Genomic DNA, 19,908 nt, shown 5'->3' with positions numbered 1-19,908 from the left:
CCCTTCGGGGATTAACTGCCGACTGAGCCAGGAGTTGGTTCCTTGGCGGCCACCCAAACGTGCGCGGTTGGTCCGTTCTCCTCAGAGGGTCCCTCGTTTGTTTAAGGGTTCAGCGCCGGGCAACGCAACCTGTTTCCAATCTCCAAGACCCATCCAAGATCAAGCTGTTGACTCCTTACAGCTGGTTTTTGGAATACTCTAGTTGCGTTGCCCGTGCTGAAATGGTGCACACCGTACCTGAGTCTATCTGACTTCCCATGCCCGAGCAGAGACCGTCACCATGGTGGTGGCGGGAGCTTGCGACATGTGGGGAAGGGGACATCAGTCGGTGGATTGATGATCTGTTTCTTTCAAACTGATGCCACAGTCTATCCTATTAGCTAGTTTAATGGTATTGGACCAAAGTCCAATACTGAGTCAGCCGACTGAAAAAGTGGCGGGACTGCGCCCCGGTTGAAACTGGGGAAATGCCTAGTTGGCGAGACGCGACCTGTTCTCAGACGCGATGCTCACCTAAATACGACGCACGCTGTTGCTCCAGCACGCTCAGGAACTGATCGGCCTTCCAATGGGGGGCCTCGTTTTCTGCTGCGAGCTGCATTTCCTCCCACTCTGAGAAGGATGCAAAGAGGTCCATCTCCAAGGAGGCCTCCGACTCGACGTCCAAAGTGGCCAGCCAGCGGGTGTGAGCCGCAAAGACAGCCAGTGGATCATTTTGGGAGCAGGCATCCCGGAGCTCCCTGAAAGTGACCTCTTCGTGCCCCGGACGCGGGGTTTTAAGCAGCCAGACTCCCGCACCCAGAGCTGAAGTCAGTCCGGCAAGGCCAAAGGCCCATGCGGTGTGGGGTGACAGAGCGTCCAATGGCAGCGTAGCCAGCTTGGGGGCCATCGTCAGGACGACGACTGCTGACAATGCAGCGATGCCCGCCACCAGGAGGGTGAGAGGGGTGCGCAGCACTGACAACGATGGGAGGAACCGCTTCAACGGCCGCAATATGCGGCGACGCCCTGCCCGTCGCTATTGGACCTTGGTCCAATGTCAGCGGTGCCTCACGGCGTCTTCACCGACTTCTGGCTGCCCACCATGGTGGCAATCGCCTGGACGAAGGAGTCCGTGTCGAAGGGTTTGACGAAGAACGCCGCAACGCCTCCAGCCTCGGCCTGAGAGCGGGTTGCGGGGTCCGAATTGGCCGTCATGATGATGACCTTGGTGGTCGGAGAGATGGCCCGGAGGCGGGTCTGCACTTCCAGTCCGCTCATCCCTTCCATCCACACATCCAACACCACCAGCGGCACGGCGTTGGTGCTGACATGAGTCAGGAACTCCTGTGGCAGGCTGAATCCCAGAATGTCATAACCCTCAGCTGCGAGCAGCCATGAAATGGCCCTTAAGACGGTCGGGTCATCCTCGACAACGCAGATCGGAGTTTCGCGAGGCTGGGCACGGTTGGGGAAGCGGGTCATCATAGGGACCGTTGCTTGGGTTTTTTTAGAAGGGACGGGGAACTGGGCAGGAAAGAGGGAGGTGCCAGGTCTATGTGGAGAAGGCCTCTTCACGGCCGGCTCCAGTCGGACCCGGTTCGAGCCCGATCACGGCGCACATGCGGACGAGTTCCGCGACAGAGTGGACCTCCAGTTTTTCCATGACCCTGCCACGATGCACCTTGACGGTCTTCTCGGTGGTGCCCAGATCGGCCGCGATCTGCTTGTTCAGGTATCCCGCAATCACCCCGCGCAGCACTTCCAGCTCCCGGGGGGTGAGTGTCGCCAGCAATTCCTGCACGCCTTGCCTGCTCAGAGTCTGCTTCAGGGCGCGTTCGGAGTAGGCCAGTGCTTCCTCCACCGATGCCAGCAGCCGGTCATCGCCGAAGGGTTTCATCAGGAAGTCCACCGCCCCTTGTTTCAAGGCGCGGGCACAGGCCGGCACGTCGCCATGGCCGCTGATGAAGACGATGCCCTCATGGGAGCCGCGGGCAGTCAGTTCGTCTTGTAGGGCGAAGCCGTTCAGTCCCGGCATCTGAAGGTCCAGCACCAGACAGGCTGGCCGGGTGGGCAGTTCCAGCTTGAGGTAGCTCTCTGCACTGGAGAAGGTGAAGGCATCGTGACCGGCGGACATGAACAGCCGCTGCAGACTTCGGCGAACGAGTTCGTCGTCGTCCACCACATACACGACGGGCGGGGAGGAGGTGGATTTCATGCAGGCCTGGAGCTCGGAGGTCCGATTTTGCGTACGGGGAGGGTGAGGGTAAACTTGGCCCCGCCATCGGGATGGTCACAGGCCTCCAAGGTGCCGCCGTGGCCCTCCACGATCGAGCGGGCAATGGCGAGGCCCATGCCCATGCCATCTGGTTTGGTGGAGAAAAACTGATCGAACAGGCGTCGAGGAGGAACGTCCTTGGGCAGCCCTGCTCCCAGATCGCGGACCGAGATATGCACTGCATCTTCGGAGGGACTGCTGGAGGAGATCGTGAGCCGCCGACTGGTTGCTGGCAAGTGCTGCATGGCCTCCAGCCCGTTCATCAAGAGATTCATGAGCACCTGTTGAAACTGCACGGCGATGGCGTTTACGTGAGGGAGTTGCGGAGCCAGGTCCAGATCCACAGAGCCGGACTTGGCCATGATGTCCGTCTTCATAAGGCGGAGCACCTCAGAGATGAGACTGTTCACATCAAGCGCCTCTCTGCCAGCTCCACCAGGTTTCACCATGCTGCGGATGCCGCGGATGATTTCCCCGGCCCGCTGCCCCGCGGTGGTGATGTCCTGCAGGAGGTCGTTCATCACCTCAGGATCTGGATTGTCCCGGTTCATGAAACGACGGGCAGCCGAGGCATTCGTGACGATGGCGGTGAGGGGTTGGTTCAGTTCATGAGCCAGCGAGGCGGTCATTTCTCCCATCACCGCCACGCGGCTGAGGCGAGCCATTTCTTCGTGCTGACGGTGCATGCGCAGTTCCTGCTCGCGGTCCTTGGTGACGTCGATGCTCACTCCCACGATCTCCTGCAGTCGGCCGTTGGGCTTGCGCACCAGGCGCGCTCTCACCACCACCCAGCGGATATCGTTTTGGGGGAAGAGCAGGCGGTACTCATGTTCGAAGCTTTCGTCCATTTTGATAGCCTGAGCAAATCGCGCCAGAGCTGCCGCTCGGTCTTCGGGATGAATGCGTTTTAGGTAATCCGCATGAGTGCCCCGGGTGTCCTTCTCGAAGCCGTAGATGGCCCTGGCCTGGTCCGTCAGCCAGGAGCGGTTCTCATCCGGATACCATCGCCAGAAACCGAGCATGGCCGATTCCGCCGCCAGGGTCATGCTGGTCTCCGTCTGGCGAAGGGCCGTTTCCGCCTGCTTGGCCGAAAGGGAGGAGAGCAGCACATCCCCAATCAACTGCAGGCTTGAGGCGAGATCGTCCGACCATTGCCGCGTCCCGCTGGTGGTGATGTAGGCAATGCCTCGCACTTCTGTGTCTGTCGTTCGCAGAGGAACGATCAAGGCAGACCGTACGCCGAGCTCATCACAGGCGGCGCGCTCAGATTGCGCCTCCAGAGGGAGATCTTGTGAGGTGTCATTCAGTCGGATGGTTCCTTTTTCAGTCAGTTGGGAAAGTACCCATGGGAACTTCGAGCCATTGATTTGGGAAAGCGGCGGATGCTGCGGATCGCCGGCTTCGTGGGTGATCACCAGAGCCTCCGCGCTCAAGAAATAGGTAAACAGGACACAATGCTCGATGGACATCACGCTCTGGATCCTCTCCAGCGCGCGGATGACTTCCTGATCGATCTGATCGGCGGAAACGTTGATCAACGAGACGGAAAGTTCGGAGATGAACTTCTCCGTGCGGAGCCGTCCCTCCAGGGCGACCTCGAAGCGCTTTCTGCGGTCCCGGTGAACGAGATATCCGGCGATGGCCCCCGCACCCAGTGCCGCCACAAGGCCAGTGGCCCAAGGGGTGTCTGATCGGGCTTGCCAGACAAAGGCAGAGGCGGGGCCTGCTGACGAAAAATCGGCGGGGTCCATTGCACTTTGGGCAGCCGAAGTCCCAGGAACGGAACAGGCAAGCGCAACCAGTCCGCAAGACCGGCTGAGAAAGCCCGTCCATCGGAACCCATTGGAAGCAGAACTGGCCAAGGCAACACCCATCGTCACAGGCCTCTAAACACCAAATTCCTCACTACAGGAATGACAAAAATCACTGCGACTATGGCAGATCGCCGAAAAATACCGGACAATCGCCCCTGCGTCGAGGAAAGCATCTTGCAAACTGCACTTGGGACCGTGCCAATTGCTTCGTCTTGAGAGCAATTCCCTGGAGTCTTGCGGAGTGGTGTTGAGTTGCAATATGCTCATAATAAGTGTGTTAAGGCTTCCTTAGCAAGACTGGCATGTGCTTTGCGCATAGGAGGGCATGCGATTGATCAAATCCGTCCACCGTGAGTTCCCCAGTTTTCTGCCCGACTACGTGCGTCCTGGCTTTTCCGCCGCGAAAATCAATACGTTCCCAACGGAACAGAATCCCACGTCAGCCAGCGGTGGAAACCCTAACGCGAATCACGTCGATCACGGATCCGAGGTCAGTCGTCCAAATTCAACCCCCGACTTGCCATGAAAACCGCTTCCCTTCACATCCGACTCTTTCACCGCATGCCCGTCCTTGGAGCAGCCGCGTTGGCGGCGCTGATGATGAGCTCATGCGCCTCAGGTCCGAACGCCAGAACAGGCACGGTCGTGGGTGGTCTGGGCGGTGCTGCCGTGGGGGGCATCATTGGTCACCAAAGCGGTCGCGGGCTGGAAGGCGCAGCCATTGGCGGTGCCTTGGGAGCCCTGGGCGGCAACATGATCGGTGATTCCCAGGACCAGCGGAACTATGACCGCCGCCGCTACTATGCGAACCGCGGGTACTACTCTGATGGTGGGTACTACGGCAACCGCGGATACTACTATTGAGGCCAAGTGCCCAACCCTTTTCAGTTGTTAGCTTGAAGTTGTTGTTGTGTTGTAGGAAAGCCGGTGCCCTCAACGGGCACCGGTTTTATCTTTGGCAGGTGATTTCTCACCTGGCAGGAAGAACCCTGCCGTGACGACCATCTTTTGGGCCTCAGGCGACTTCAAGCACCAGTCGGCGAACGCTTTCGCGGCAGGGGACACGTCTTTGCGAACGTAGAAAAAGTTCGGCCAGGCCAGAGGGTATGCCAATGGCTGGGCTGGGTCGAAAGGCTTGCCGTTGAGGGTGAGCATTCGGATGCCTTTGGCCTTGGCGTAAACGAACGGCAGGTAGGTGATGGCCGCTGGGGTGCTCGCCAAGGTGTGTGCTGGGTGATCCGCCCCAACCAAGCTTGGGTCTGTCTTGGCGTATGGACGACCCGACATGGCCAAAGCGCTGAAGTCCTGGTAGCTCGCGGAGGACGTGTTGCGGGTGATCACCACGATGGGCAGGTCATGGCCTCCGACTTGTTTCCAATTTGTCAGGTCGCCAGTGAAGACGCCCTCGAGCTGGGAGGAAGTGAGATCGGAAACGGGGTTTGACTCATGGACAGCAATGGCGAAGGCATTGATGGCGAGTGTCATGCGGTCCAACTTCAGACCTTTGGCTGTAAAGGCGGTTGATTCCTCAGACCGGACTTCGCGCGTGCTCATGCCCAAATCCGCCGTGCCATCCAGCAGGGCACTGAAGGCGGAGCCGGAACCCTCTGCAACAATCTCGAATCCCTGACGCAGTTCGGGATGGGCGCGTCTGTAGCCCTCACAGAGCATGGGAACTAGCCTGGCTCCCAACGTGTCTGACCCGTAAATCCGAACAGGCTCAGCGGCATCGACGTTTGAACCGTGGAGAGAGATACCTGCCAGCAAGACCTGGATCCATTTCAATGTTCTCATAGGCGAGGTGCCAACAGTGAGAGGCCATCAGGGCAAGATCAAGCCGAAGTCATTGGTGCCGTGTGACGAAAGGCTTTCCAGCCACTGGATGCGGCGCTGCAGCTTGTTCTGACGGTCTGAGTTGGGATTGGGGTAGAGCACCGGATACCAGGCCGTGATGACGGCCGCGCGTGCCATCAGGCACTGGTTCATCGCCTCAAGATTGAGAACGCCACCGGCCTTGCAATAGGCAGCTACGATTTGGTTCGCGGTGCTGACATCGTTGTCCAGCAGCAGGGGATTCCAGATGAAGGAGGCCACATCCCACTCCACAGGCCCGGCAAAGGCATCTTCCCAGTCGGTCCAGAGGAGGCCACCGGTGGTGTTTAGCAGATTGCCAGGATGGGCATCGCCATGGAGCGCCTGCTGGGGATGGTGGCCCAGGACTTGAAGGGCTTCCTCAAGGCGGGCCCGGAGCATCTCGATGGTGGGTGCCGGGAGCAGCGACTTGTCACGGAGCGTCTGCAGTAGATCGATGCTCTCCCGGACGATGGCGAGGCTGGGAAGTGGCTCGGCGAAGCTGCTCAAGATGGCATGGCACTGATGCAGCGTGCGGCCCACGTCCTCGTTGGTGGGTGGGTCTTCTGTGATGGTGACAAACTGCCAGAAGTTCAAGGTATAACCCAAGTGCTCGTGGGGTCCGGGGGGCAGCGCTGGATGGAGCGGGATGGCAGGCGCCCCGTGACGGGTCAGGTGGGCGGCGATGGCGTTCTCTCTCGCGAACCATTCTGTGCCCTGGCGCGGACCGTCCACATCCGTCACCACCCGGGCCACAAGGTCTTCTGTCAATCGAAGGACCAGGGTGCTGGCATTTTGCAGGATGTCACAGCGATCAGGTTGAATGCCATGACGCTGGGCAGTTTCGGTAGCAGCGCGGATGGGAAGGTCGAGGGACGACATGGGGATGACGGATGGGGCAGAGGCGCATCAAACCTTTGGCGCCTGACTTCTGCGTTTGGGCGGACATTTGACCACCACCGTCCCCGCCAGCCAGTCGTGAATGGCGCGACGGCGGAAGTTGGCGGAGAGGATCATCCCTTGCGCGAACCACCACGTGATGTAGCTGAGATCGACCATCTGGGCAAAGGTGCTCCGGTCTGGTTGGTCGGGTTGATACTGGCCCAACTGGAACAGTTCAACCGTATGATAGGCCGTCAATGTGGCGACAAGGTACTCCGGCAGGTCCCGCACCAGGCATTGCCAGAACGAGGGACGGCGGGATTCTGAGGCATCGAGAATCTTTACCCGCGCGACCATCTTCCCGACGGTCTGGCCAAAGCGGGCATGCATGAGGGTGCGGTAGCAGATCGGGAGAAATGAGGCGAGAGCCAGACCCGAGATCATCGACGAATGCCCTCGCTCAGGGCGCATCAGATACTGTCCCAGGCTGATAACCGGGATCATGATGAGGGCGTCCAGCACCAAGGCCCACAGGCGGGGCCAGAAGGTGTGGTACTTCGTTGTCTCGGGGGTGGAGGCTATTGCCTGTCGCGCCAGGCCGCGTGGGGTGTCACTCATCGGGAGGCCACCTTACTTCGGCACGTGAGGCACCAACAGATCTGGAGACTGGGATCTGGAACGATGGCGACGTGCAGCCTGTTTGGCGAAGTACTCCTGGGAACGCAGCGGTTTGCGTTTGAGCGTTTTCACCGGGAGATACACGCCATCCTTGTCCAGATCACGGGCTTGCACGGTGTCTGCGAACTGGGTGTCCAGGATCTCTTCCAGGCGCTTGCGGGCATCGGCATCCTCGATGGGCGTCAACAGTTCCACGCGCTTGCTGAGGTTGCGGTTCATGAAATCCGCACTGGCGATGAAGACGACCGGGTTGCCACCCTGGCGGAACCAGAAGATGCGGCCGTGCTCCAGATAGCGGTCGATGATGCTGATGACTCGGATGTTCTCGCTCAGGCCTTTGACGCCTGGGCGGAGGCAGCAGATGCCCCGCACGCAGAGGTGGACCTTCACGCCGGCCTTGGAGGCGGCATAGAGCTCCTGGATCATTTGGGGATCCTCCAGGGAGTTCATCTTCAGCTTCATCTCTGCTGCCTCGCCCTGGCGGGCGCGTTCGGTCTCGCTCTGGATCATTTCCACGAGGCGTTCCCTCAGGCCAAAAGGGGCCATGCTGATGCGCTGGAAGTGGACGAAGCGAGAACGGCCGGTGACGGTGTGGAAGAAGGAGGTGGCATCTGCCCCATATTCCGGCCGGCAGGTGAGGTAGCTGATGTCTGTGTAGAGGCGGGAGGTGGCCTCGTTGTAATTGCCGGTGCCGAAGTGGCAGTATCGCATCATGCGCCCGGACTCACGCCGCAGGACCAGGCAGATCTTGGCATGTGTCTTGAGACCTCGCACGCCGTAGATGATCTGGGCGCCGGCATTGAGCAGGTCCTCCGCACGCTCCAGGTTGCGTGCTTCATCGAACCGGGCTTTCAACTCCACCAGCACGGTCACGTGCTTGCCCGCCTGGGCGGCCTTGATGAGGGCGCTGATGATGCGGCTGTTCTTGGCCGTGCGGTAGAGGATCTGCTTGATGGCGATCACATTTGGGTCCGCGGCGGCCTGTTCCACGAGTTGCAGAACGGGCTCAAAGGACTCGTAGGGATGGTGAAGGAGCAAGTCGTCCTCGCGGATGAGATCGAAGATGCTCTCGGCGTCCTCCGCCTCCTGGATCTCTGAGGTGGGCCAGGGGGCGACCTTGAGATTCTCGAAGCCCGGTAGGGAGGCCAGCCCAAAGCAGGAGCGCAGGTCCAGCTCACCAGGGATCATGTAGGTCTGGCTGGAGTTCACATCGCAGAGTCTCTGGATGGACTTGACCAGGCTGGGGGTGACGTCGCTCTCCTCCTCGATCTCCAGCCGGATGGTGCTGGAGGACTGGCGGGCAACCAAGATCTGCTCCATCTCCGCCGCCAAATCCTGGGCGCTCTCATCGTCCAGGGTGATGTCGCTGTTGCGGCTGATGCGGAACCGGGCTGTGCCATGCACCTGCTCCTGAGGGAAGTACTGGTGAATGAACATCTCCACCAGATCCTCTACATTGATGTAGGAATGCGTGGCGCCTTCCACATCAGGAATCACCACATGGCGAGAAAGGCTGGGCGGCAAGGTGAAAACCACATAGCGGACAGTCTCCGGTGCCTTCTCTTCTTCGCGGGCGCGCACCTCGCTCATCAGCAGAATCTGGAGTGCGGGCAGGGCGATGCGCTCCTCATCTGGATCCACGGCGATGGGGGAGAGGACCGGGAAGATCTGCTCGTTGAAGTATTCGTGAAGATAGGTGCGCTGGCCGGGAGTGAGCTCATCCGGCATCATGCGGCGAATGCCCTTGTCACGCAGCAGGGGGCGCAGGTGGAGATTGAGAATCTTGTACTGGGTGTCGATGAAATGCAGCGTGCGCTCGCGGATCTGGGCGAGCTGCTGGGTGGGTGTGAGTCCCGCCAGATCCCGCACGCGTTTGTTGGCGTCCTTCAGGAACTGCAGTCCTCCCACCCTGACCATGAAGAATTCATCCAGGTTGGACGCGGTGATGGCGAGGAACTTGACGCGCTCCAGCACGGGCAGGGAGTCCTTGACGGCTTCCTCCAATACGCGCTCATTGAACGCAAGCCAGCTCAGTTCACGATTGAAGAATTGGTCGGGTTTCATGCTCACACTGGCAAAAAAGGCTCGTTTAGGCGGGGGTGGAACGCAGCATCACCTCGTACCCGTAGATCTCCTGGAAGATGTCGCACTTGGCGCTGATGGCGTACTGCTCCACAGTTGTGTCCTCGACCCCGGGGGTCTCGATGACGAAGGAGTCACCCTCCCTGCGGAATCTGGCAACCTTGATACGCTGGGAGTGGCTGCGGTCCAGGGAATCCGCCACGCGGAGGATGCCGGCCAGCTTGAAGACGGTCATGCGGTCGGCACGGGACAGATCGGAGAAGTGCGGGTGGTTGTTGTCTGGGTTGTAGCGACGGTGGTAGCGGGCAAGCAGAGCCACGAAGGTGCGATCTTTGGCACTGAGACCAAAGATCTCCGTGTTCATGATCAGGTAGAGGCTGTGCTTGTGATGCTCACGAGCGCTGACAAACATGCCGGTCTCGTGCAGAATGGCGGCCACGCGGAGCAGCAGTTCGTACTTGGCATCCAGTCCATGCAGGTCTTGCAGTTCCGTAAAAATCTGCTGGGCCAGCTTGCCCACATGCTCGGCGTGCCTGTGGTCGGTCTTGTACTTTTTGGCGATCTCCCGTGCCGCCTGCAACACCTCATCCTGGAAGGTCTTGGTCTGCTGGTTGTTGGCCAGCAGATCCATGAGAAGGTCTTTTTGAAAGTCGCCTTCAGGAACGACGATGACTTTGTCATTGAACCGACGGGCCAGGGCAAGGTTTGTCTGGAGGGCGGCCGTCATGCCCTCACTGCCGGTGTAGTGAAGATGAAGCTTGCGCACCATCTCATCGGCGGACATGGCGGCGATGCCCTCGGTGAATTTCTCCAACTGCTTGAGCGTGATCTGGGAGGCACCCTGCTCCGGCTTGACGATCAAAGGCGCGGCTGACTGGATCTCCGAGCCAATGGCGACGTGGAAGTCCGGGGTGGATTCGGTGTAGTCCGTGGCGAGATGGTCCACCACACCACGGATCTGTTCTTCAATATGCGCCAGATGCTGGGCGGCACCTGCTTCGCTACGGGAGACCGCTTCACGGGTGCGGAAGATGCCAAGGCGGTAGCTGCTGTAGGCGATGATGCGACCCTTGATAAAATGCAGGGCGCGGGTGTTGCCGGGACCGATGTGGGATACCAGGGTGTTGGCATTCGCGATCGCGGGATTGCTCTTCAGCAGACGTACCGCAGTCTGGTAGATGAGGCGGGTCATGTCGCCATCATCGATGAGGTCCACGGGCGTCCCGCTGGTGACCTGCATGCGGTTCAGGAAAATCTCATGATTGGTTGCTTCCGCAAGGATGTTCGTGGTGAAGCAGCGCAAGGTGGAGGCGGGCACGCCGTACTCCTCGAGCGTGAGCTGGTACTCCTTGAGGATGGTGGCGGCCTGCTCCATGACCGGGCGGGACACCAAGCCATTGCGAAAGATGTCCCGGGCCAGAGGCAGGGGCTTCTCCAGATAGTCGAGAATAGAAACTACCCCCGACGCATCTTTCTCACCGACGAGGAGAGTCACAGAGGTGGCACCAAAGTGCACGACCGCCGAGGTCTCCACGGGGATCGAGGAGACGGGAGGAGACTTGACTTGGGACATGAATCAGGACGGTTGATTGCGCAGCCAGGCGACCGAGCCGATGGCGACAGCGTTGCCACCCAGCTTGGCGACGGAGAACTTCACTCCGAGGAAGATCTCAGGCATGGCGTAGTGGGCCACGTGTTCACGCAGTTTTTTGAGATAGAGGGCAGGCATCTCCTCCACGAGGCCGCCGCCCAGCGTGATGTGGTCCGGGCCGAGGAGGTTCACGACCATGGCGATGCCCATGCCCAGGAAGTGGAGGGAGTTGTCAAAGACGGCCACGGTGCCGGGTTCGCCCGCTTTGTAGGAGGTGGTCAGAGCCTTGCTCTTCATTTCCTTGAGGGCGGCGCCGGTCTTGAGTTCAAGAGCCGGTGCCTTTCCGCGGTAGCACTCCACGCTGGCGGCGGATGCAATGCCAAGCCGGCTGGTGAGGTCCTCCAACAGCACTGCTCCGGGTTTCTCGGAACCGAGATGAGTTCCAGGCAGCCAGAGATTGCCCAGCTCCATGCAGGAGACGTTCCGCCCCTGGACGATGCGGCCGTCATAGACGAAGCCTGCACCCAGTCCGGTTCCGGGAAATACACCCAGCAGCGAGCGGGAGCCGCGACCTGCACCCAGCGTGTACTCGCCGTACGTGCCGGCATCCACGTCGTTCAGTATGATCACCGGGCAGCCCAAGGTCTTGCTCAGAGTGGGGCCGAGAGAAACTTTGTTCCAGCCCAGATTGGGCGCATGAATCAGGATGCCTTTGGCCGAGTTCACTGTGCCAGGGCAACCGATGCCAATGCCCTTGAGATTGGCGGGATCCACCCCGGCAGTCTGGATGGCCTCCTGAATGGTGGCGACGATGCGCTTGATGCCTTTGGCGGCTCCTTGCGATCCCTGGGTAGATTTGCGGGCGGTACCCAGCACCTGGTAATTCTCATCCAGCACGCAGGCCAGCATCTTCGTCCCTCCGAGGTCAAATCCGATCCAAAATGGCTTGGACGTGGGACTGGCAGGACGGGCAGAGACTTTCTTTGGCATGTGGTGGTTTTCCCAAAGGGAAACACAAATGGCAAGTGACAATGTGAACCAAGTGAGTCCCGCCAGGGTCAATTCGCGGACCCCGGCAGGAATCGGATGATCTGGCTCAGGCAATGAGCTTGGCGTCCATCGTGATCTTGGCGTTCAAGAGCTTGGAGATCGGGCAGTTGGCTTTGGCCGTTTCAGCTGCCTCCTGGAACTTGGCTGCATCTGCGCCAGGGATGGTCACGGTCACATCCAGATGGCTGGCGGTCACGGAGAATCCACCCGCAACCTGCTCCAATGTGATGGTTGCCGTGGTCTCGATCTTCTCAGGGGTAAGATCCACCTGACCAAGGATCATGGAGAGGGCCATGGAGAAACAGCCAGCATGGGAGGCGCCAATCAGCTCCTCCGGGTTGGTTCCCTTTTCTCCTTCAAACCGCGTGGAGAAAGAGTAGGGCGTGGAGTCGAGGACGCCGGATTCCGTGGTGAGGGTGCCTTTGCCGTCTTTGAGGCCACCATTCCAGATCGCAGATGCTTTTCTCTTCATAAGGTGACTCTGAAACGCATTCCAGACGGGGATCAAGTGCAACTTTTTGCAGATCGTGTTGATGACGGTATCGGTGGAATCTTCGTAACTCCGGCGAGCAAACGGGGAGTGATAGGAATGTTGACGGCTCGTCCGTCCCTTCCGTTTCAATCTCGATCCTCTTCCTGTCATGCCTTCGATGCCCACCGTAATCGGTCAGTTCAATGCCACTCCGCTGAATACCGGATTCGGCGACCACGCCCTGGGCAAACTCGGGAAGCGGCGGGTAGAACTGGGACAGCCGCAGGCGCCGCGTTCCTTTGGAGCGTCCCTCCAGAAATTTGCGCACAAGGTGAGTAATCTGGCAAGCCGGGTGTTGAATGCGATCACACCCAGCGGGGTGAGAAGTGAAGACAAGTTTCGCCGTGGGCTGGCCGCCACCAGCAAAGAGGTGGGCAATCTGCTCGGGGCACTGAGTCAGGCCAACGACCATGCGGTGGATGAACCCAAGGTGCGCAGCGTCTTGGCCAAGCTGCCGGAGGTGATGGGGCCGGTGCTGCGCCGGGGTGGCGAGTACAGCGAGGTCTTTGCGCATCGTCTTGCGGTGAATCTGGAGAACATGACGCCGGCAGAGCTGGCAGGCCTTCGCGACGGGGTGGCGCAGGCCCAACTGAGCGGGCTCACTGAGGACGAAGGCATCAAGTCCCACCTGGATGTGATCCAGCAAGCAGTGAAACAGGAGATCCAATCGCGGGTGCTTGAGAGGACGAAGACCGCATTCGCTCCCGTGCTGGAAGAGCTGCGTCAACTGGTGGTCACCGAGGGCGTGACGCGTGATCCGGTGGAGGAAGAGTTCGCCAAAATGAAGTCCTTCGCCGAAGACGCACTGCGCCAGTATGGCGAGAATACGGATCTGGCGCTCGCTCTCGTGACAGAGACGGTGAGTGAGCTGGTCAACACGCCGGAGCATGGGCCGGTGCCGCTGGCCCAGTTCAAGCATGCGCTGACTCATCTGAGCAGTGAAACGCTGCTGGAACTGCGTCAGGCACCAGACACCTGGACTGGTGCATCCACGTTTGAAGTGCGTCACACGATAGGCCGTCTGGTTGAGAGCAGGCAGATCGACGCTGAACAGGGGTTCATCGCCGGAGCCACCAGCATCCTCGGTCGCGAGAGTGTGACGACTGCAGAACTCGGGGAGCTGATCCAGGATCTGCACGCCACCACGCGCCATCTGGGAGTGCTCAAGTCTCACGGTGAAATCCATGACCTGGTGGAAGATGGTCAGGTGGAGACCCAACGTCAGGACCTGAAGCCGCATATGGAGAAGCTGCTCACAGAGGGGGCGCATGACCTGTCCGGCCTGACGAACCGCGAGCTGCATCAACTGAAGTCGTCACTGAAGGCTCTGGGCGTGACCGGCCCTGAAAAAGCGCTGACGGCAGAGATCCGGAAACGCGAGGTGGAGCTGGAGAAGCAATACACCGCAGGATTGCTCCTGGTCGCCAAGGTGGTGAACTCCGGCGACTACGCGGGGGTGATCGCGGCGCTGACAGACTTCGCCACCATGGAGGATGAGGTGCGGAATGGATGGATGCAACTGGGCCGTAAGCTGGATGATCCGGATGCGATCTACCGCTGGCGGGCTGAGGCGGGCGCGGCCGCTCTGGCCGGGGCTTCCGGTGAGGAACTCGCGGAGGTATTCAAAGCATTCCAGGCAAAAGGCATGCAGTCTTTTGGCGAATGTCTGGTGGATGCTGGATCACGCTTTGCCGGTTACGATGAAACGGACCTTCGCCATGATGCGCTTTCCAAGGAGCTGACCAATCTGGGGACGAATCTGGCCCGGATTAAGGAAAAAGTAGAGATCGAGGTGGAGCGCCGCGGTTTGCCTGACCTCCAGAAGACGGATGAAGTCCCGTTGCAGAGAGATCTTCCCGGAGCAGCACGCCTGGCCATCAAGGGGATGCTCGGTGTGGAAATGGGCTTGATAAAAGGCGTCCGGCTGGTCAAAGGCTCTGTGCCTGACGGGGCGCTGGGACGTCTCCAGACATCTCTGTCTGAGCCTCGCTCCGGGACGGAAGTCGAAAAGGGCAAGCTTTTCAGCGGCGAGGAGTTGGGGATCTCCACGATCTTCAAGCGCGACCTGGAACGCGGGGCCTTCAAGATCAAGACCGCAGAAGGCGTGGAGAACGTCTACAAGTTCCCCGTGATTCCCAAAGATGCGCCGGAATCCGAGGTGACCCGGCTTAAGGATGAGGCTATGAAGGAGGCGCTGAACCGGCTCAGCGAGTTCTTTGGGAATGATGACGAGATGCTCTGGGCGGTCTCGCAATATGTGCACCAAGGCACGGTGGCGTGCTTCCAACTCGCGATGGGCTCACCCGTAGACGGCTTTATCCGCCTGGAAGATGGCACGCCTGTGATGCTGAGCGGGGAGGAACACAAGAGCTTCACCTTCGAGAAAAAAGCCCGAGGGGGGCTTCCGCGCGGTCTATCATCAGTCCGTCGACGAAGCCACCCACTACTATGCACTGGATGGTTCGGCCCCCAAGGAACTGGAGCAGGATCAGAGCCACTTCAGCCTGGGGTTCGCCATGGATATCGCCCCGGACAAGTCGGTCTCCATGGTCGGCCGGCCCGAGTTTGAGTACAACCTCAAGCCCCAAACTTGGCTCAAGCCCTACCCAAAGCCGGAGCACATAACTGAGGTGCTGACCAGCGATAGTGAGGTGTTGCGTCAGGACTTTAGGGAGTATGCCAAGGGGCGTCAGGCGGAGGAAAACCTCGATTTCCTTGAGGATCACGCGAAGTTCGTGGCAGCTCCCACGCTGGAGGGAGCCCGCGAACTGGTTGGCAAGTATGTGGGTGGTGCCTCCGAGCTCCAGTTGAATTTTGACGATTCCTTCGTGAGACCATTGCTTGAGGCTTTGAACGGACCCGGTGCCGATCAACTCACTGGCAGCGATTTGACCCGCCTGTTTTCCGGTGGGAAAGACCACATTATCAGTCTTCTGGAACTGGCCATTCTTCCCGGTTTTGTTCTCGCCATGACCAACAAGGCCTAAGCCAACATTTCGAAAATGAACGCAGCGAATCTCCTCTCAGAACTTGGTTCCCTTATGGGGATCAGCGGCCTCCAATTTGACGCGCAGGGCTGTGCCCGGCTCGTCTTTGATGGAGCCGTGACCCTCAACCTGGAACACGAAGCAGGCAGCTCTCGACTCCAAATCTACTCGGTCATTGGCAAGGTGCCGGTGGAAAACAAGGAGCACGTGTTCCAGATCCTCTTGGAGGGCAATCTGTTCGGCACTGAAACGGGTGGTGCCGTGCTGGCGGTGGACCCGCTGGAGCGGGAGATTGTCCTGTTTAGAACTCTGGAGGGCGACGGCATCACTGGAGCCGCATTTGCAGAGGTGGTAGGGCACTTCGTGGATGCCGTGGAGGACTGGACCGGCCGCCTGGCAACCTCCGGCACGACTGCACCCCAAAGCCGGCAGGAGTCCGCCCACGATGGGCTGGCGGCGAGCATGATTCGGGCTTGAGGGCGTCCCACCCCCGGGTTCGCGGTCATTGAGAGTCAACCTGGAAACGGCGGTGGTCAGGTGTGGAAGTTCGGTTCTCTGAACTTCCGGCACCTTCCGTCCTTGTGGAGCCGTACTTCCTGCGTACGATCACCATTGCAATGACGCCCAAGATTGACCCTGCGCTGCACACGGAAAAGAAGCCTGACTGGATTCGTGTGAAGCTCCCGCGTGACCCCGTGTTCTGGAGCACGAAGTCCCTGATTTCCGATTTGCGCCTGCACACCGTTTGCGAGGAAGCCCAATGCCCCAACCGCTGGGAGTGTTGGAGCCAGGGGACGGCGACTTTTATGATTGCGGGAGACCGCTGCACACGGGCCTGCGGGTTCTGCGCCGTAAAGACGGCCAAACCCTTTGCGCTGGAGGCGGACGAGCCCCAACGGGTGGCCAAGGCGGTGCAGCGGATGAAGCTCAACCACATCGTGATCACGGCGGTGGCCCGCGATGATGTGCCGGACGGTGGCGCGGAGCACTTTGCCAGGACGATTGAGGCGGTCCGTGAGGTCCAGCCGGGCATCACCATCGAGATTCTCGTCCCCGATTTCAACGACAAGGACGACGCCCTCATGACCGTGATGAAGGCGAAGCCGGAGATCTTCAACCACAACCTTGAGACCGTAGAGCGTCTGACTCCACTGGTGCGTTCTCGCGCCAAGTATCACCGCAGTCTGAACGTGCTGAAGCGGGCCAAGGAAATGGCTGTGGAACTGGGTGGCAAGGTGGCCACCAAGAGCGGCCTCATGCTGGGCCTCGGTGAGACAGAGCCGGAACTCTTCCAGGCCATGGACGATCTGCTGGAGCACGGCGTGACTGTGCTGACCTTGGGGCAGTACCTGCGCCCCTCTGCCAATCACCTGCCGGTGGTGGAGTACGTTCACCCTGACACGTTCGAGAATTACAAACAGATCGCGCTGAAGAAGGGCTTCCGCCATGTGGCCAGTGCGCCGCTGGTACGCAGTTCGTATCACGCTGCGGACTTCAAGCCGGAGCTGGATCTGGATTGAGTTTGAGAGTGATTTGAGGGGCGTCTAGAACGTCTCAATGCCATGGAGAAGGTCAACGTGCACTCGGTACCGGTGGAACACCGCCGGTCTCCGGGTGGTCGATTTGAACTTCGGCGGCAGAATGTCTCGCTGGCGCTGGGTGGCATCAAGGATACCGGGCCGTGGGGTGGCGGACACCCCTTTGACGTCGAACTGGTGACGCTGCCCCCTGGCAAGGCCAACTTCCCGTTGCATGCGCATGCCGCACAGACGGAGTACTACCTCATCATTTCCGGTCGCGGTCGCCTGATTGGCGAAGGGACCGAGGAGGTGATTGGGGCGGGGGATCACGTGATCTGCCATCCTGGCGAGGTGCATCAGATCATCGCCGATGAGGGTGGGGAGGCGCTGGTTTACTACGTGCTGGCCGATCATCATCGGGCGGATGTCATCAGCTACCCCCGCTCCGGGAGGAAAATGCTCAAGCCTGAGTACCGCGTGGTGCAGGTTTCGGATGCCGATTATTACGAGGGAGAAGAGTAGGTGGGGCTTGCGCAAGAGCGTGACGTTTGCGACGTTAAATTTATGCCGTCTCCAGAGGATACCCTGCTCAAAGACACCATCACCCGATGCCGGGAGGCAGGTCTGCGGAGAACTTGGGCCCTTGAGGAACTGCTCAACCTGTTGATCGCGACCGCCAAGCCGCTGACGCTGGCGGATCTGGCGGATTCTCCCACGCTGAAGGACCGCTGTGACCGGGCGACCGTGTTCCGGTTGTTGGTACGGCTTGAGAAGCAGGGGATCCTGCGTCGATTGGGGCTGCACGACCGCTCGGCGTACTACACGCTGAACGTACCCGGGAAGCACAGTGACTATCTGATCTGCACGGAGTGCGGAGTAATCGAGAAGCTGGATATCGCGTGCCCGGTGGAAGCGCTGGAGGCGAAGATCTCCAAGCAGTCGGGCTTCAAGAAGCTCTATCACGAGCTGGAGTTTTTTGGGGTGTGCCCGCTTTGTGCGTGATGGAGTGGGGGATGTACGGGAGAGATGGGGTAATGGGGTAATGGAGTAATGCGGAGCTGAGAGTCCTGTGCAGGGATCGAACCGGAGCAAGTGAACGGCGGCTGTTGACCGGTAGCGTAGATTGGTAATCGGCATGGGCGCTCGACTGAGCAGTCCCGCAGGCGGGACTGTACTCCGAGCAGAGCCTCGCTCGCATTGTTGAGTGGTGCTTGAGCTCATTGAGAGCGGGCGAAAGCGGAGTCCGGAGGGCGGCGGTGGTGTCAGGGAAATGGCTTATAGATCGCTTCGCTCACCAGCCGGTTGGGACAACCGCACTACGCCCGCGATGGCTGCTGAAAGTAGTGCGAAGTCACGCGACTGACGCACTGAAGTGCTGAACTGCGAACAGAGCCGGGCTGGACACACAGATCGCGGTTGAATGCCCCCCAAACAAAAAGGCCGGGGCGCTTTGCAGTGCCCCGGCCAAGGATGGGAGAGTGTGGTTGATGAAACGAACGCTGTCTTAGTGCAGCTCGTAACCAGCCTCGCCGTGCTCCGGAATGTCGAGACCTTCTTCTTCCACTTCTGGAGTTGGGCGGAGACCCACGACCACTTTGACCACGAGGGCGATCACGGTGGTAGCCACCACGCTCCAGACGATCGTCAGAGCGACGGCCTTGAACTGGGCAACCAGAAGACCTTCCTTAAGCGGACCAACGAGGGCGTTGGCTTTCTCGGAGGCGAACACACCAGTCAGGATGGCACCGAGAGTGCCGCCGATGCCGTGCACACCGAAGGTGTCCAGAGCGTCGTCGTAACCAAGTGCTTTCTTGAGGATTGACACACCGAAGTAGGGAACCACACCGGCGAGGACGCCCATGATGACTGCGGAGTTCATGGTCACGAAACCAGCAGCAGGGGTGATAACCACCAGGCCGCCTACGATGCCGGAGCAGAAGCCAAGCACGCTCGGCTTGCCACGCAGCACCCACTCAAGCATGCCCCACACAAAGCCTGCAACGGCGGCTGCGAGGGTAGTGGTAGCGAAGGCGTTGGAAGCGATGGCATCAGCGCCAAGAGCGGAACCGGCGTTGAAGCCGTACCAGCCAACCCAGAGCATGCCGGTGCCGACCATGCAAAGCACCATGCTGTGCGGAGGCATCGGCTCTTTGCCGTAGCCTTTGCGCTTGCCAAGGATGATGCAAAGCACCAGGGCGCTCCAACCGGAGGTCATGTGAACGACGGTACCACCAGCGAAGTCGATGGCCTTGATGCCAGCGTCCGGGTTAAGCGGACCGCACATGAAACCCGTGCCGCTCCACACCATGTGGGCGAAGGGGAAGTACACTGCGAACATCCAGAGGGTGACGAAGAGCATCACGGAGATGAACTTCATGCGCTCAGCGATGGCACCGATGATAAGGGCCGGGGTGATGATCGCGAAGGTGAGCTGGAACATGCACCACATGGCATCGGAGATCCAGGCGAAGCCGGCACCGGTCTTGGCAGCGTCCACACCTTCAAGGAACTTGAAGCTCAGGTCGCCGATGAAAGCCTTGGTAACGCCAGCGCCAGCGCCGAAGGAGAGGCTGTAGCCAACTGCCCACCAGAGGATGGTGACCAAACCGGCGATGGCAAGGCACTGGGCGAGCACGCTCAGCACGTTCTTTTTACGAACAAGGC

At 59.9% G+C, this 19,908-nt stretch carries 19 protein-coding genes; 7 read left to right on the top strand and 12 right to left on the bottom strand.

Going from position 1 to position 19,908, the window contains the following annotated elements:
• Window positions 1-496: 496 nt before the first annotated feature.
• From BV034_RS17605 to BV034_RS17590, 4 genes are all read right to left on the bottom strand, one after another.
• Window positions 497-985, bottom strand: coding sequence for a hypothetical protein (locus BV034_RS17605; protein WP_265593126.1), 489 nt, complete (start codon window positions 983-985; stop codon window positions 497-499).
• A gap of 65 nt (window positions 986-1,050) precedes the next feature.
• Window positions 1,051-1,467, bottom strand: coding sequence for a response regulator (locus BV034_RS17600; protein WP_050028307.1), 417 nt, complete (start codon window positions 1,465-1,467; stop codon window positions 1,051-1,053).
• 67 nt (window positions 1,468-1,534) lie between these two features.
• Window positions 1,535-2,197 (bottom strand): response regulator, encoded by a 663-nt coding sequence (locus tag BV034_RS17595; RefSeq protein WP_050028306.1) that lies wholly within the window; start codon window positions 2,195-2,197, stop codon window positions 1,535-1,537.
• On the bottom strand, window positions 2,194-4,008 hold the full coding sequence (locus tag BV034_RS17590) for an ATP-binding protein (protein WP_050028305.1): 1,815 nt from the start codon (window positions 4,006-4,008) through the stop codon (window positions 2,194-2,196). Before BV034_RS17590 ends, BV034_RS17595 begins: the two co-directional genes overlap by 4 nt.
• Window positions 4,009-4,593: 585 nt before the next feature.
• Here BV034_RS17590 and BV034_RS17585 point away from each other — a divergent pair.
• A complete protein-coding gene (locus BV034_RS17585) occupies window positions 4,594-4,935 on the top strand; it encodes a glycine zipper domain-containing protein (RefSeq protein ID WP_050028304.1) in 342 nt (113 codons plus the stop codon).
• A 69-nt stretch (window positions 4,936-5,004) separates the two neighbouring features.
• On the opposite strand, the gene BV034_RS17580 is transcribed toward BV034_RS17585, so the two are convergent.
• The 7 genes from BV034_RS17580 to BV034_RS17550 form a co-directional block, all read right to left on the bottom strand.
• Window positions 5,005-5,865 carry a phosphate ABC transporter substrate-binding protein gene (locus BV034_RS17580; RefSeq protein ID WP_081887891.1) on the bottom strand — a complete coding sequence of 287 codons (861 nt, stop codon included), beginning with the start codon at window positions 5,863-5,865 and terminating at the stop codon, window positions 5,005-5,007.
• Window positions 5,866-5,892: 27 nt separating this feature from the next.
• Window positions 5,893-6,804 (bottom strand): phosphotransferase, encoded by a 912-nt coding sequence (locus BV034_RS17575; protein ID WP_050028302.1) that lies wholly within the window; start codon window positions 6,802-6,804, stop codon window positions 5,893-5,895.
• A gap of 27 nt (window positions 6,805-6,831) precedes the next feature.
• The gene (locus BV034_RS17570; RefSeq protein ID WP_050028301.1) at window positions 6,832-7,422 is read right to left on the bottom strand and encodes an RDD family protein; all 591 of its coding nucleotides are present in this window, start codon (window positions 7,420-7,422) and stop codon (window positions 6,832-6,834) included.
• Window positions 7,423-7,434: 12 nt separating this feature from the next.
• Window positions 7,435-9,546: a polyphosphate kinase 1 gene (ppk1, locus tag BV034_RS17565; RefSeq protein ID WP_050028300.1), complete on the bottom strand. Its 2,112-nt coding sequence runs from the start codon at window positions 9,544-9,546 to the stop codon at window positions 7,435-7,437.
• Window positions 9,547-9,571: 25 nt separating this feature from the next.
• Entirely contained in the window at window positions 9,572-11,137 is a 1,566-nt protein-coding gene (locus BV034_RS17560; RefSeq protein ID WP_050028299.1) for an HD domain-containing protein, read from the bottom strand.
• Window positions 11,138-11,140: 3 nt separating this feature from the next.
• Window positions 11,141-12,145 carry an ROK family protein gene (locus BV034_RS17555; protein WP_050028298.1) on the bottom strand — a complete coding sequence of 335 codons (1,005 nt, stop codon included), beginning with the start codon at window positions 12,143-12,145 and terminating at the stop codon, window positions 11,141-11,143.
• A gap of 106 nt (window positions 12,146-12,251) precedes the next feature.
• Complete coding sequence (locus BV034_RS17550; protein ID WP_050028297.1) at window positions 12,252-12,677, bottom strand: OsmC family protein; 426 nt, start codon at window positions 12,675-12,677, stop codon at window positions 12,252-12,254.
• Window positions 12,678-12,846: 169 nt separating this feature from the next.
• On the opposite strand from BV034_RS17550, the gene BV034_RS17545 reads away from it, so the two are divergent.
• The 6 genes from BV034_RS17545 to BV034_RS17520 all read left to right on the top strand — a co-directional run bounded on the left by BV034_RS17545 (window position 12,847) and on the right by BV034_RS17520 (window position 18,246).
• Window positions 12,847-15,306, top strand: a complete 2,460-nt coding sequence (locus BV034_RS17545; RefSeq protein WP_265593125.1) for a hypothetical protein — start codon at window positions 12,847-12,849, stop codon at window positions 15,304-15,306.
• On the top strand, window positions 15,254-15,724 hold the full coding sequence (locus tag BV034_RS17540; protein ID WP_081887890.1) for a hypothetical protein: 471 nt from the start codon (window positions 15,254-15,256) through the stop codon (window positions 15,722-15,724). The genes BV034_RS17545 and BV034_RS17540 overlap by 53 nt, the downstream gene beginning before the upstream one ends.
• A 15-nt stretch (window positions 15,725-15,739) precedes the next feature.
• Window positions 15,740-16,201: a type III secretion system chaperone gene (locus BV034_RS17535; protein ID WP_050028294.1), complete on the top strand. Its 462-nt coding sequence runs from the start codon at window positions 15,740-15,742 to the stop codon at window positions 16,199-16,201.
• Between the two features lie 140 nt (window positions 16,202-16,341).
• Window positions 16,342-17,244 carry a lipoyl synthase gene (gene lipA, locus BV034_RS17530; RefSeq protein ID WP_050028293.1) on the top strand — a complete coding sequence of 301 codons (903 nt, stop codon included), beginning with the start codon at window positions 16,342-16,344 and terminating at the stop codon, window positions 17,242-17,244.
• A 42-nt stretch (window positions 17,245-17,286) separates the two neighbouring features.
• On the top strand, window positions 17,287-17,766 hold the full coding sequence (locus BV034_RS17525) for a cupin domain-containing protein (protein ID WP_050028292.1): 480 nt from the start codon (window positions 17,287-17,289) through the stop codon (window positions 17,764-17,766).
• Between the two features lie 42 nt (window positions 17,767-17,808).
• Complete coding sequence (locus tag BV034_RS17520; protein ID WP_050028291.1) at window positions 17,809-18,246, top strand: Fur family transcriptional regulator; 438 nt, start codon at window positions 17,809-17,811, stop codon at window positions 18,244-18,246.
• A gap of 502 nt (window positions 18,247-18,748) precedes the next feature.
• Here BV034_RS17520 and BV034_RS17515 read toward each other — a convergent pair.
• On the bottom strand, window positions 18,749-19,908 hold a 1,160-nt coding region (locus BV034_RS17515; RefSeq protein WP_050028290.1), incomplete at its 5' end, for an ammonium transporter.

It is taken from the genome of Verrucomicrobium sp. BvORR034, from assembly GCF_000739635.1.
Taxonomy (GTDB): domain Bacteria; phylum Verrucomicrobiota; class Verrucomicrobiia; order Verrucomicrobiales; family Verrucomicrobiaceae; genus Verrucomicrobium.
Note: the sequence above shows the minus strand (reverse complement) of the source record. Positions and strands in the feature narration are given on the sequence as shown.